General features: G+C 73.6%; 13 protein-coding genes. 3 read left to right on the top strand and 10 right to left on the bottom strand.

The window, feature by feature from the left end:
• Positions 1-2: 2 nt before the first annotated feature.
• Positions 3-407, bottom strand: a complete 405-nt coding sequence (locus ACIBPB_RS02045) for a roadblock/LC7 domain-containing protein (protein ID WP_013283992.1) — start codon at positions 405-407, stop codon at positions 3-5.
• Entirely contained in the window at positions 404-4,033 is a 3,630-nt protein-coding gene (locus ACIBPB_RS02050) for a nitrate- and nitrite sensing domain-containing protein (RefSeq protein WP_396837773.1), read from the bottom strand. Before ACIBPB_RS02050 ends, ACIBPB_RS02045 begins: the two co-directional genes overlap by 4 nt.
• Before the next feature lie 385 nt (positions 4,034-4,418).
• Between ACIBPB_RS02050 and ACIBPB_RS02055 the strand changes: the two genes are divergently transcribed.
• Complete coding sequence (locus tag ACIBPB_RS02055; protein ID WP_357324505.1) at positions 4,419-4,835, top strand: hypothetical protein; 417 nt, start codon at positions 4,419-4,421, stop codon at positions 4,833-4,835.
• Here ACIBPB_RS02055 and ACIBPB_RS02060 read toward each other — a convergent pair whose 3' ends face one another.
• From ACIBPB_RS02060 to ACIBPB_RS02075, 4 genes are read right to left on the bottom strand one after another with little or no spacing between them, the layout of a single operon-like run.
• Positions 4,836-5,912: an adenosine deaminase gene (locus tag ACIBPB_RS02060; RefSeq protein WP_396837774.1), complete on the bottom strand. Its 1,077-nt coding sequence runs from the start codon at positions 5,910-5,912 to the stop codon at positions 4,836-4,838.
• Between the two features lie 51 nt (positions 5,913-5,963).
• Positions 5,964-6,377 (bottom strand): PPOX class F420-dependent oxidoreductase, encoded by a 414-nt coding sequence (locus tag ACIBPB_RS02065; protein ID WP_046567018.1) that lies wholly within the window; start codon positions 6,375-6,377, stop codon positions 5,964-5,966.
• Positions 6,374-6,946, bottom strand: coding sequence for an NADPH-dependent FMN reductase (locus ACIBPB_RS02070; protein WP_396837775.1), 573 nt, complete (start codon positions 6,944-6,946; stop codon positions 6,374-6,376). Before ACIBPB_RS02070 ends, ACIBPB_RS02065 begins: the two co-directional genes overlap by 4 nt.
• Entirely contained in the window at positions 6,934-7,563 is a 630-nt protein-coding gene (locus tag ACIBPB_RS02075; RefSeq protein ID WP_396837776.1) for a YitT family protein, read from the bottom strand. The genes ACIBPB_RS02070 and ACIBPB_RS02075 overlap by 13 nt, the downstream gene beginning before the upstream one ends.
• Positions 7,564-7,620: 57 nt before the next feature.
• On the opposite strand from ACIBPB_RS02075, the gene ACIBPB_RS02080 reads away from it, so the two are divergent.
• Together ACIBPB_RS02080 and ACIBPB_RS02085 are read left to right on the top strand one after the other, a co-directional pair.
• Positions 7,621-8,100 (top strand): MarR family winged helix-turn-helix transcriptional regulator, encoded by a 480-nt coding sequence (locus tag ACIBPB_RS02080; protein ID WP_396837777.1) that lies wholly within the window; start codon positions 7,621-7,623, stop codon positions 8,098-8,100.
• A gap of 1 nt (position 8,101) precedes the next feature.
• Positions 8,102-8,959, top strand: a complete 858-nt coding sequence (locus ACIBPB_RS02085) for a putative RNA methyltransferase (protein ID WP_396837778.1) — start codon at positions 8,102-8,104, stop codon at positions 8,957-8,959.
• Between the two features lie 5 nt (positions 8,960-8,964).
• Here ACIBPB_RS02085 and ACIBPB_RS02090 read toward each other — a convergent pair whose 3' ends face one another.
• The 4 genes from ACIBPB_RS02090 to ACIBPB_RS02105 all read right to left on the bottom strand — a co-directional run bounded on the left by ACIBPB_RS02090 (position 8,965) and on the right by ACIBPB_RS02105 (position 13,172).
• Complete coding sequence (locus ACIBPB_RS02090) at positions 8,965-9,645, bottom strand: DUF4272 domain-containing protein (RefSeq protein ID WP_396837779.1); 681 nt, start codon at positions 9,643-9,645, stop codon at positions 8,965-8,967.
• Positions 9,646-9,741: 96 nt separating this feature from the next.
• On the bottom strand, positions 9,742-11,025 hold the full coding sequence (locus ACIBPB_RS02095) for a thymidine phosphorylase (RefSeq protein ID WP_396837780.1): 1,284 nt from the start codon (positions 11,023-11,025) through the stop codon (positions 9,742-9,744).
• Between the two features lie 60 nt (positions 11,026-11,085).
• A complete protein-coding gene (locus tag ACIBPB_RS02100; protein ID WP_396837781.1) occupies positions 11,086-11,799 on the bottom strand; it encodes a cytidine deaminase in 714 nt (237 codons plus the stop codon).
• Between the two features lie 92 nt (positions 11,800-11,891).
• Positions 11,892-13,172, bottom strand: a complete 1,281-nt coding sequence (locus ACIBPB_RS02105) for an ABC transporter permease (RefSeq protein WP_357324475.1) — start codon at positions 13,170-13,172, stop codon at positions 11,892-11,894.

A 13,172-nucleotide genomic window follows, 5' to 3' on the forward strand; every position in this document is an offset into this window, starting at 1 on the left:
GATCAGCCCATCATCCCCACAGCCGTACGCGGCTGCGGGGTCAGGGCGTCACCCACCCGGTCGACGAGCAGAGCCATCTCGTAGCCGACCTGACCGACGTCGCAGCTGCGGGCCGCGAGGACCGCGAACGACGAGCCGTCGCTGATGGACATCAGGAACAGGAAGCCGTTGTCCATCTCGACCACCGTCTGGAGCACCGCACCGCCCTCGAAGCAGCGGGCCGCGCCCTGGGTCAGGCTGACCAGACCGGAGGCGATCGCCGCCAACTGGTCCGCCCGGTCCCGGGGGAGGTCCCGGGACGAGGCCAGGAGCAGGCCGTCGGCGGAGACCGCGACCGCGTGCGCCACGCCGGGCACCCGGTCAGCGAAGTTGGCGAGCAGCCATCCGAGATCCTGCGTAGTTGTCATCCTTGTTGCTCCTTCTGCCCGCTCCCGGCCACTGGGCCTGAGCCAGACTGCGAGGACTGCTGCCCGTCCGGAGTGCCCTCCGGGCCGGTCGAGTTGCTGTCGGTGGGGCTGCTACGCCCCCGCTGCACACCTCGATGGTAGGCCGACAGGAGGCCCCGTACGCCTTCCGGCGTCCGGCGCTGGACCGAGGCCGACGGCTTCTCGATGCCACCCGGCACGAGCTGCGCCATCGGGGTCCGCTTGGGCAGACCCTTCTGGGTCGTCTCGGCGACCGGGACCTCGGTGGCGGCCGAGGCCGCCCGCCAGCCGTCGTCGGCCGCGGTCTGCCAGCCGGGCTGCTGCGGTTGCTGAGGCCGGCGGTTCGGCAGCGCCTCGGCGAAGCCGGAACGCCCGCCCCCGTTGGCCGAACCGTTCTCGCGGGGCCCTGCGCCGGCCGCCGGGGTGTGTGCCATCGGCGTGTTACCTGTCGTTGCGGGTGTTGGCTGCTGCGCGGCCGGACCGGCGACGTCGACCTTGGCGAACTGCTGGGTCGCGGCGGCGTTCGTGGCGGCCGCCTGCGGCGCGGTCGTCTCCTCGTTCGGCCCCGGCCGGCGGGTACGGAACCAGGCCGATTCCAGCTCCCGGAAGATCGGCAGCTCCATGGTCTCGTCCGCGTACCGCTGGCGGTTGGCCGCCTGCTGCGGAGTCGGCCGGGCCGGCTGCGCCGGTGCGGCCGTCGGGCGGCTGGCCGCCGGCGGCGCGGCGGCCTGCTGCGGCTCCGGCCGGGTCACCCGCGGCAGTTCGGTGGTCATGTCCAGGCCGGCGGCGAGACGCTCCGGCACCGGCGGGGCACCCTGGTCGGGCGCGGCGACCGGCGGCCAGGCCGGCGGCGCACCGGCACCCTGGGTACCGGCCTGCGGGACCGGCCGCGACGGCAGCTGGTTGGCCGGCGGCACCGAGCCCGGTTGGCCCGGCGCGGGCGCGGCCGACACCGGCTGGCCCGGGTAGGGCTGACCGGAGTAGGGCTGCGCCGAGTAGGGCTGCGCCGAGACCGGGTAGCCCGGATAGGGCTGACCGGAGACGGGGTGGCCGGAGACCGGCGAGGCCGAGACCGGGTAACCGGAGACCGGCGAGGCCGAGACCGGGGCGCCGGAGACCGGCGGCAGCGGCGGGGCCGACACCGGCGGCACCGGCGGCGCGGAGACCGGCGGCGGGTTGTACGGCCGCTCGGGGCTGCTCGGCAGCTGCCGCGGGATGGCCGGCTGCTGGCCGGTGCTGCTCGGGTCGCCCTCCGGGCCGCGCCGCTGCGGCAGCGGGTCGACCGACTGCCCGTTGGACGGCCGCGGCGGGAACCCGTCCCCGCCGGCCAGCGCGTTGGCGCCGGTGAGGTCGGACCAGGCGGGCATCCCGCGCGATCCGCCCGTGCTGGCCGGGGTGCCGGAGCCGTTCCGCGGCGCGGGCTCGAACGCCCGGCCGCCGAGGGTGACCTGGTTGCCGGAGCCGCTGGGCCGCTGCGCGGGCGGCGCGGGCGGCGTGTACGGGCCGTTGCCGAGCGCGGCCAGCGCGCCGAAGGCGGGCGCCGGGCCGGGCTGCTGCGGGCCGGCGGCCGGCAGCGCGGGCGCCGGGTGACCCCGGCCGCTCAGCGCCCGCGGCACGAGGACCGACGGGGGCAGCGTGACGTCGGCGACGGTGCCCCGGTCGGCGCCGGGCCGCAGCTCGGCCTTGACGCCGTGCCGGGAGGCCAGCCGGGCGACCACGACGAGGCCCATCATCCGGGAGACCGCCACGTCCACCTGCGGCGGCGTGGCGAGCCGCTCGTTGAGTTCGCGCAGCTGCTCCGGACCGATGCCGATGCCGCGGTCCTCCACGTAGAGGGAGGCGCGGTCGCCCACCCGGCGGGCCTCCACCATGACGTGGCTGTCCGGCGGGGAGAAGGCGGTCGCGTTGTCGAAGAGCTCGGCGACCAGGTGCACGAGGTCGTTGACCGCGTGCGCGGCGATCTCGATGTCCCGGTCGATCACGCCGAACTCGATCCGGGTGTAGTGCTCGACCTCGGACTGCGCGGCGCGCAGCACGTCGATCAGGGCGGCCGGCTCGCGCTGCACGCGGGTGGAGTCCGCGCCGGCGAGAACCAGCAGGTTCTCGTCGTTGCGGCGCATCCGGGTGGCCAGGTGGTCGAGCTGGAACAGCTCCGCGAGGCGGTCCGGGTCCTCCTCGCCGCGCTCCAGCCGGTCGAGGTGGCCGATCAGCCGGTCGACCAGGATCTGCGACCGGCGGGCCAGGTTGACGAACATGGTCGCGACGGAGGCCCGCAGGGCGGCCTGCTCGGCCGCGGTCCGGACCGCCTCCAGGTGGACGGCGTTGAACGCCTCGGTCACCTGGCCGAACTCGTCCTTGCTGCGGACCGGCAGCGGCTCGGCGATCTGGTTGGCCAGCTGGATCGGGGAGAGCTGGCCGGTGACCTGCGGGTCACGCAGCCGGGCCACCGCCTGGGGCAGGCCGTACTGGGCCACCGAGAGGGCGCCCTGCCGCAGCTCCCGCAGGGAGCGGGCCATCGAGCGGGCCACCAGGTAGGCGAAGAGGATGGCCAGCAGCAGCATGATGAGCAGCAGGCCGGTCTCGAGGAACACCTGCGTCTGGGTGTTCGAGCGGAGTTGCTCGGCCTTGCGCACCACGTTGGCGTCGAGCCGCGACTCGACGGTACGGATCAGCTCGGTGTTGGCCACCATGGCGTGGTCCCACTGGTCCGACCCGAAGCGGAGCTCGGACAGGTCGCCGCTGCTGCTGCTGATCTCGTTCTGGTAGTTGACCGACTCGCGCAGGTCGGGGCCGGCGACGGTCTGCTGGTAGAAGTCCTGGTCGGCCTGGCTGGCGACGGACTTGTAGGTCTCGGCCGCCTGCTGTTCGCCGGTGACGGTGGCGATGTAGTCGTCGCGCAGGGCCGGGGTGAGGGTGCCCTGCACCAGCGCCCGGTGGACCACCACGCGGCGCTGGGCGATGTATTCCTTCTGCCGCGCCGTGGCGGCCGCGGCCCGCATCTGGTCGCTCAGGTTGGTGTCGCCGGCGAGCTGGCTGGACGAGTCCCGGATCCCGAGCAGGCCGCTGATGAGGCCGGCGTACATCTGCTGGGCCTCGGGGATCGTCATCTTGCCGTTGAGCACCTGGCTACGGGTGCCGGGCAGGTCGGCGAGGCTCTGGTCGATGTCGTCCAGCAGCTGCTCGAAGGTCGAGGGCAGGCCCTCGATGTCGAGCCGCTGGTCGGAGTACGGGTTCTTTCGCTGGTCGACCCGCTGGGTGGCCCGGTTGTAGGCCTCCTGGTACTGCGCGTTGCTCTGGGTCCGCTCGGCCGTCGTCTGGCCCTTGCGGTTGGCGCCCAGCCAGAGCACCGCCGCCACCCGCTCGTCCTGCAGGCTGTCGACCAGGTCACCGGACGTTTCGATGAGGTTGGCCAGGTTCCCGGCCCGGTTGGCATTGTTGAGCGTCTGCAGGTGGTCGACCAGCCCGCTGGTGCCCACCACGACCGTGGCGATGGTCGGCACGATCATGATCAGACCGAGCTTGGACCAGATCGGCATGTCGCGGAGCCGGCTGGCCGGCCGACGTAGACGCGACAGGAAGGAGCCCGCCGTCGTTGGCCGTTTGCTCACGTCACCGCCCTCGCATTACCGCGCCCGGGCGTTGCCTCAGGGCAACGCCGAGCGACCGACCCGGCGGGTCGGACCTCCGAGATTCCATCACGCCGCCCCGCAAAGAGAAAGACCAGGTTGTACCTCGCCGGTGGTGTGATGAGATGTTGATGCAATTTGATAGCAATCCGTCTGGCCGGAGTCACTCAAAGTAATGGCACACCCTCACCGCGTCGTCCTGCTCGCCGGGCCTTCCGGCTCCGGAAAGTCCTACATTGCCGAACGAACCGGACTTCCCGTCCTCTGCCTGGACGACTTCTACAAGGACGCCGATGACCCTACGTGTCCACGCCAGAACGGACAGGTGGACTGGGAGTCCCCGCTGTCCTGGGATGCGGACACAGCGGTGGAAACCATTGCCCGACTGGCCCGGGAGGGCAAGGCCGAAGTGCCGGTTTATGCGATCGGCGCGGACCGGAGGGTGGCCACCCGGCCATTCGACGTGACCGGATCGCCATTTTTCATCGCCGAAGGGATTTTCGCCGCCGAGATCGTGGCGGAGTGCCGCCGCCGGGGCCTGCTCGCCGGGGCGTACGCGCTGCGCCGCCCGCGCGGGGCGACCTTCCTCCGCCGGCTGGCCCGCGACCTCGCCGAGCAGCGCAAGGCGCCGGGGGTGCTGTTCCGCCGCGGGCTGGCGCTGCTGCGGACCGAGCCGCACGTGCTGCGCCGGCAGACCGGGCTGGGCGCCGAGGCGGCCCGGGCCCGGGAGGTGCTGCGCCGGGTGGCCGACCTGCTCGCCGGCCACCCGCAGCAGCATTCCTGATCAGCCGATCAGCTTGGCGTACCCCGGCTTGATCACCTCGTCGATGATTGCCAGCCGCTCGTCGAACGGGATGAAGGCGCTCTTCATCGCGTTGATGGTGAACCACTGGAGTTCCTTCCAGCCGTAGCCGAAGGCCTCCACCAGCAACGCCATCTCCCGGGACATCGAGGTGCCGCTCATCAGCCGGTTGTCGGTGTTGACCGTCACCCGGAAGCGCAGGTCGCGCAGCAGCCCGATCGGGTGTTCGACGATCGACGCCGCCGCCCCGGTCTGCACGTTCGACGACGGGCACAGCTCCAGCGGGATCCGCTTGTCCCGCACGTACGCGGCCAGCCGGCCGAGCACCGGCGGATCGCCCGGGGTGATGTCGTCGACGATCCGGACCCCGTGGCCGAGCCGGTCGGCGCCGCACCACTGGATCGCCTGCCAGATCGACGGCAGCCCGAACGCCTCGCCGGCGTGGATGGTGAAGTGGAAGTTCTCCCGCTGGAGATACTCGAAGGCGTCCAGGTGCCGGGTGGGCGGGAAACCCGCCTCGGCGCCGGCGATGTCGAAGCCGACCACCCCGGCGTCCCGGTGCCGCACCGCCAGTTCGGCGATCTCCTGGGAGCGGGCGGCGTGCCGCATCGCGGTGAGCAGGGTGCCGACCCGGATCGGGGTGCCCGCCTCGGCGGCCAGGGCGCTGCCCTCGGCGAAGCCGGCCACCACCGCCTCGACCACCTCGTCCAGGCTCAGGTTCCGCTCCAGGTGCTGCTCGGGGGCGAACCTGACCTCCGCGTAGACCACCCCGTCCGCGGCCAGGTCGAGCGCGCACTCGCGGGCCACCCGGCGCAACGCCGGCGCGGTCTGCATGACCGCCACGGTGTGCGCGAAGGTCTCCAGGTAGCGCTCCAGCGAGCCGGAGTTGGCCGCCTCGACGAACCAGCGGCCCAGCGCCGCCGGATCGGTGGTGGGCAACTCGTGGCCGACCTCGGTGGCCAGCTCCACGATCGTGGCGGGCCGCAGCCCGCCGTCGAGGTGATCGTGCAGCAGCGCCTTGGGGACCTTCACGATGTCCGCGTACGAGATTGCGACCATGCTCAGACCCTAGTCACCGCCGGTCCGCACCCGGCAACGGACCGGGTCGGATCACGGGCGCCAGCCGTACACCCGCTCGACCGCCAGGCGGAGCACGACCCGGCCGTCGGCCACCATGGCCGCCCGGTAGTCCGCCCAGTCCGGATGCTCGCCGCGGATCCGCCGGTAGACCTCGACCAGTTCCTCGACCGTGGCGTCGTCGGTGGCCGCGGCCGGCGGGGTCACCGTCACCGTGCCCTCGGCCACCGCGTACGCCCCGCCGTCGGCGGTGGTGACGTGGAAGCTGGCCCGCGGATCGCGGCGCAGGTTGCGCACCTTGGCCCGGTCGCCGGTGGTGGAGCAGCGGATCAACCCGGGCTCGGCCAGGTAGTCGACGTTCGAGAGCTGCGGGCGGCCGTCCCGACGCAGGGTGACCAGCACCCCGCGCCCCCGCTCGCCGAACAGCTCCCACAGCCGGGCGGTCACGCCGGCACCGCCCGCAGCGGGGCGAGCGCGACGGCGAGCCGCGCCAACCGGTCGAGCAGCTGGTCCGCCGCCGCCTCCCGACCCGGGTCGGGCCGCAGCTCGCCCGCCTCGTCCAGCGCCTGCCGCAGGAAGACGGTCACCGCCTCGTTCACCGGCATCATGTTCAACGTGGTCACCACCTGCTTGATCATTTGGACCGCGCGGAGACCGCCGGACGTCATGCCGTAGCTGACGAAGCCCACCGGCTTGTGCTGCCACTCGTGGTAGAGGTAGTCGATCGCGTTCTTCAGCGGGGCGCTGAAGCCGTAGTTGTACTCGGGCATGACGAACACGAACGCGTCGGCGGCCGCGGTCGTGGCGCTCCACTCCCGGGTGTGCGGGTGCAGGTAGTTCCCCTCCGAGGGGTGGTGCGGCTCGTCGTGGAACGGAAGCCCGACCTCGGCGAGGTCGACCAGGCGTACCTCGTCGAAGCCCCCGTGGCGGACGGCGGCCGCGGTGAACCAGTCACCGATCCGCCGGCCCACCCGGCCGGGGCGGGTGCTGGCGACGATCACGTTCAGGCGGGGCATGGCGGGGTCACTCCTGTCGGGACGGGACGGCCGACGGCCGGCGTGGCGAGTCGAGGGATGAGGAACTGGGCGAGCGGGCCGATGCCGAGCGCGTAGAGCAGGGTGCCCGGGCCGACGGTGCCGCCGAGCAGCCAGCCGACGGCGAGCACGGCCAGCTCGATCAGGGTGCGGGCGCGGCCGATCGGTAGGCCGAGGGTGGCCAGGCCGGTCATCAGGCCGTCCCGCGGGCCGGGGCCAAGCCGGGCGCCGAGGTAGAGCGCGGTGGCGACGCCGTTGAGCATGATCCCGGCGAGCAGCAGCGGAACCCGGACGGCGAGCGAGCCGACCGGTGGCAGCACCGCCAGCACCCCGTCCAGGGCCAGGCCGACCAGCGCGACGTTGGCGACGGTGCCGACACCGGGCCGCTGACGCAGCGGGATCCAGAGCAGCAGGACGGCCAGCGCCACGCCGTTGACCAGCACGCCCATCGGCAGCCCGGTGCGGGCGGCGAGGCCCTGGTGCAGGACGTCCCAGGAGCCGAGGCCGAGATCGGCCCGCACCATCAGCGCCACGCTGGCGCCGAAGAGCGCGAGGCCGGCCAGGAGCCGGGCCAGTCGCGCCGGCAATGTGGTTGACATGTCATCGACCGTACGGCCGCTTTGATGACATGTCAACCACGCGGCTAGGATCGGCGCATGGACGAACCACGCTGGCTGGACGAGCGGGAGGAGCGCGCCTGGCGCGGCTACCGCCGGATGCGCCGCCTGCTCGACCTGGAGCTGGCCCGGGAGCTGACCCAGGACGCCGGCCTCTCCGAGCCGGACTACGACGTCCTCTCCGACCTCTCCGAGACGCCCGAGCAGCGGCTGCGCCTCAGCGAGCTGGCCGACCGGATGCTCTGGTCCCGCAGCCGCCTCTCCCACCACCTGGCCCGGATGCAGCAACGCGGCCTGGTCAGCCGGGAGGAGTGCCCGTCGGACGGGCGCGGCTCGATCGTGACCCTCACCCCCGCCGGCCGGCAGGCCATCGAGGCGGCCGCCCCCGGCCACGTGGCCGCCGTCCGCCGGCACCTGATCGACCTGCTCACCCCCGAGGAGATCGCCGCGCTCGGCGCGCTGACCCACCGGGTGGTCGACCACCTCGCCGGCGACCGCCCCGCCCGGACGGACGCCTGAGATGGACCCCCGGATCCTGGCCCGGCTGCGCTGCCCGGTCTGCGCCGAGCCCCTCACCGAGACCACCGCCGGCACCGCCCGGGCGCTGCGCTGCCCGCGCCGGCACAGCTTCGACCTCGCCCGCCAGGGGTACGTCAACCTGCTCGCCGGCCGCGCCCCGCACGCCGGGGACAGCGCCGAGATGGTCGCGGCCCGCGCCGAGTTCCTCGCCGCCGGCCACTACGACCCGGTCGCCGCGGCGCTCGCCGCCGCCGCGCCGCCGCACGCCGCCCGCACCGACGAGGCGTACCCGCTGGTCGTGGACGCCGGCGCGGGGACCGGCTGGTACCTCGCGGCGGTGCTGGCGGCGCTGCCCGACGCCGTCGGTCTGGCGCTGGACGTCGCCAAGCCGGCGCTGCGCCGCGCGGCCCGGGCCCATCCCCGCGCCGCCGCCGCGCTGGCCGACACCTGGCAGCGGCTGCCGCTGGCCGACGGCTCGGCCGCCGTGCTGCTCAACGTCTTCGCGCCGCGCAACGGCCCGGAGTTCCACCGGGTGCTCCACCCGGCCGGCGCGCTGCTGGTGGTCACCCCGGCGGCGGCGCACCTGGGCGAACTGGTCGACGCCCTCGACCTGCTCCGGGTCGACCCGGCCAAGGCCGACCGGGTGGCCGGCAGCCTGGCCGGGCACTTCACCGAGGAGTCCGGCACCGAGCACCGCCACCGGCTCTCGCTCAGCCGCGCCGAGGTGGCCACCCTGGTCGGGATGGGACCCAGCGCCTGGCACACCGACCCGGCCCGGCTCGCCGGCCGGATCGCCGCGCTGCCCGAGCCGGTCGAGGTGACCCTCGCCGTGCGGCTCGGCGTGCACCGGCGGCGCTGACCGGCTCAGGTGGAGAGGTCGACCTCTTCCCAGCCCGGCGGCTCCTCGTGGTACGGCCCGCGCAGCACCACCGCCCACTCCAGCGCCCAACGGCGCTGCCCGATGGCGTTCGCGTCGACCAGCCCGGGCAGCGCCAGGCCGGCCTGCTCCGACTCCAGGTACGCCCAGTCCAGGCAGTAGTGCAGGTCGAGCAGGGCGGCGGCGTCGCCGGGGTGCTGCGGTGCGGCCAGGATCCGGGCCCGCCACTGCGGGAAGGTCTCCCCGCCGACCAGGTTCGGCATCCGCTCGACCAGCCGCGGGTCCACCGGGACCGTCGGGTCCAGTTCCTTGGTCAGCCCGAGCACCCAGGCCAGCGAGAAGAGCGCGTCGTGGTGCAGCACGAACGAACGGTGGTCGCCCTTGCCGCCCATCACGAACTGCCACTCGGGCGGGGTGACCGACTCGACGAGGTGCGAGTCCAGCAGCCAGCTCATCGCCGCCTGCGGCGGCATCCCGAAGCAGCGGGCCAGGATCAGGTGCAGCACCGCGATCCGGGCCTCGATGTCGGGCGTGGGCCGCAACTCGATCTCGTCCCCCGGCTCCCAGACCAGCGGATACTGCGGCGGCGGCAGGGGCAGGCCCAGCCGGGACAGCTCGTCGAGGCTCGCCTCACGGACGGCCCGGGGGTCGGGGGCGGGTACGCGCACGGCTCAGTCCCTGTCTGCTCGCATCGGCTCAGCGCCGGTCTTTCCCCCTCGACCAGGGAGGATAGCCCCTCGACCGGCGCCGCACCATGACCGGGATCAGCCGCCGACCCGCTCGATGACCAGCGGCTTCGCGGCGGGAGCCGTGGGCGCCACCCGGACCGCCCGCCGCGCCTCGTCGAGGGCGGCCGGGATCCGGGCGGCGTGCTCGGCCCGCAGCTCGTAGAGGGGGTCGCCGGCGCGTACCGGGTCGCCGGGGCGCTTGTGCAGGACCACGCCGGCCGGGACGCTCACCGGATCCTCCTTGCGGGCCCGGCCCGCGCCGAGCCGCCACGCGGCCACCCCGATGGCGTACGCGTCGACCTCGGCGACGTAGCCGTCCTCGGTGGCGCGGACCACCTCGACCTCGGGGGCGGCCGGCATCGGCGCGTCGGGGTCGCCGTCCTGCGCGCGGATCATCGCCCGCCAGGCGTCCATCGCCCGGCCGTCGCGCAGCGCCGCCTCCGGGTCGGCGTCCGGCAGACCGGCCGCGGCCAGCATCTCCCGGGCCAGGGCGAGGGTCAGCTCCACCACGTCGGCCGGACCGCCGCCGGCCAGCACCTCCACCGACTCGGTGACCTCGACCGCGTTGCCGACGGCCCGGCCGAGCGGGGTGGACATGTCGGTGAGCAGGGCCACCGTGCGGACCCCGTGCGCGCCGCCCAGCTCCACCATGGTCCGGGCCAGCTCGCGGGCGTCGGCCACGTTCTTCATGAAGGCGCCGGAGCCGACCTTCACGTCGAGGACCAGCGCGCCGGTCCCCTCGGCGATCTTCTTGCTCATGATCGAGCTGGCGATCAGCGGGATGGCCTCGACGGTGCCGGTGACGTCGCGCAGCGCGTACAGCTTGCGGTCGGCCGGGGCGAGCCCCGCGCCGGCCGCGCAGATCACCGCGCCGACGTCCCGGAGCTGGCCGATGAACTCGTCGTTGCGCAGCGTCGCCCGCCAGCCGGGGATCGACTCGAGCTTGTCCAGCGTGCCGCCGGTGTGCCCGAGGCCCCGGCCGCTGAGCTGCGGTACGGCCGCGCCGCAGGCGGCGACCAGCGGGGTCAGCGGGAGGGTGATCTTGTCGCCGACGCCGCCGGTGGAGTGCTTGTCCACGGTCGGCCGGGTCACCGGCGACAGGTCCAGCCGCTCCCCGCTGGCGATCATCGCCGCGGTCCACCGGGCGATCTCCGGCGCGGTCATCCCGCGCAGCAGGATCGCCATGGCCAGCGCGGACATCTGCTCGTCGGCCACCAGCCCCTTGGTGTACGCGTCGACGACCCAGTCGATCTGCCCGTCGCTCAGCACACCCCCGTCCCGCTTCGCCCGAATGACGTCAACCGCCGTGAACACACTCACCTTTGAGTTCCAATCAGTAATCGTGCGAGGTCGCACCGACCCGCGAACGATCCCACCAGCTCAGCCCCAACGAACCGGGATCTCCGCGGGCGGCTCACCCTCACCCGCCCAGAAGATGGTGCCCGACGCGTCCACCACGACGACCCGCGGCGTCCGCGCCAGCCCCCAGGTGATCGCCTCCGCCGGGTCCTCCCAGGACGGGCCTTCCTCCAGCACGCCGGTCTCGGCGCCCTCGGAGTCCCCGGCCGACCGCTCCCAGTACGCCGTCCAGACCTGCTGCCCGGCGGAGAGGTCCGGATGCACGAAGACGGTGCCCCGCCCGCGCCACGCGGCCAGCCGCTCCGGGACCACCGGCACCGGTGTCTCGCCGGTCACCGCCTCCAGATCCTCCACGCCGAACGCGTGCGGCAGCAGTTCGGCCATCCGCAGCGTGCCGCCCTTCGCCTCGATCAGGCACTCCGGGCCGCCGTTCTCCCAGAGCAGCTGCCGGCACCGGCCGCAGGGCATCAGCGGCTCGCCGGTGGCGTCGACGCAGGACAGGGCGACGATCCGCCCGCCCCCGGTGGCGTGCAGCGAGGAGACCACGCCGCACTCGGCGCAGAGCACCACGCCGTACGCGGCGTTCTCCACGTTGCAGCCAACCACCACCCGGCCGTCGTCGACCAGGGCGGCCGCCCCGACCGGGAATTTCGAATACGGCACGTACGCGTGTCGCATGACCTCGGTGGCGGCGGCCCGCAGCCGCTCCCAGTCGATCTCCATCACGCCTCCCATTCTGCCCAATTCACCCCGATCGGTCGCGATGCCGGCCGGAGACGGGCGTGCCCGGCGGGTCTTCCCCACCGGGCACGCTGCGCCGAGGGCCGTCAGCCCTTGATGTACGGCTTGCCGTCGGCGGCCGGCGCCCGGACCCGGCCGACCAGCCCGGCCACGGCCAGGATCGTCGCCAGATAGGGCAGCATCGCCAGGAACTGGCTGGGGATGCTGCTGCCGATCGCACCCAGATAGGTGGCGAGCTGGTCGGCGAAGCCGAAGAAGAGCGCCGCGAGCAGCGCTCCGGTCGGGCTCCACCGGCCGAAGATCAGCGCGGCCAGGGCGATGAAGCCCTTACCGCCGATCATGTTCTTGGTGAACGAGTAGAGCGCCAGGGTGTACGACGCGCCGCCGATGCCGGCCACCATGCCCGCCATGATCACGTTGCGGTAGCGCAGCCGCAGCACCCGCACGCCGAGCGTGTCGGCCGCGGTCGGGTGCTCGCCCACCGACCGGGTCCGCAGGCCCCACCGGGTACGGAACAGCGCGAGGTGGATGACCAGCACCAGCAGCAGGCCGACGTAGAGGAAGATGTTGCCCCGGAACAGCGCCGGGCCGAGCAGCGGGATGTCCTTGAGCAGCGGGATCTCCCAGTTGCTGAACCGCGGCGCGCTGTTGTACTTGGTGGCGTCGGTCTGCATCAGCCGCTCGTAGAGGAAGCCGGTGACCCCGACCGCCAGCAGGTTCAGCACGATGCCCATGACCACCTGGTCGACCAGGTAGCGGATGGCGAAGACGGCGAGCAGCAGGGAGATCAGCGCACCGCCGATCGCGGCGGCGACCAGGCCCACCCAGACGCTGCCGGTGATGCTGCCGAAGAGCGCGCCGGAGAAGGCGCCCATCAGCAGTTGGCCCTCGATCGCCACGTTCACCACGCCGGAACGCTCGCAGAGCACGCCGGCCAGCGCGCCGAAGATCAGCGGCAGGGCCAGGATGAAGGTGCCCCGGACGACGTTGACCAGCGGCATGAAGTTGCGGCCCTCGGGGGCGGCGGAGACCTGCCAGCACAGGAAGCTCAGCACGAACGCGACCAACCCGACGCCGAGCACCAGCGTGAACCAGCGCTTCGGCACCCCGGCGAGCAGGGCGGCGCCGGCCGCCGCCGCGATGATCCCGAACAGGATCGCGCCGACCGTGCCGTTGATCTCCAGGGCGGCGCCGCCCTCGGTCTCGCTGAGCGTGAACCGGGCCTGCTGGCCGGTGGCGAGCGCGCCGAACAGGACCGCCGCCAGCACGCCCAGACCCAGCAGGACGGCTCCGGTCTTGCGGGCGCGGGTCCAGAAACCCTCGTCCACGGCGGTCACGGCGACCTCGGGGACAGCGGTGGTGGACAT

This window comes from Micromonospora sp. NPDC049836 (assembly GCF_044465125.1).
Taxonomy (GTDB): Bacteria; Actinomycetota; Actinomycetes; order Mycobacteriales; family Micromonosporaceae; genus Micromonospora.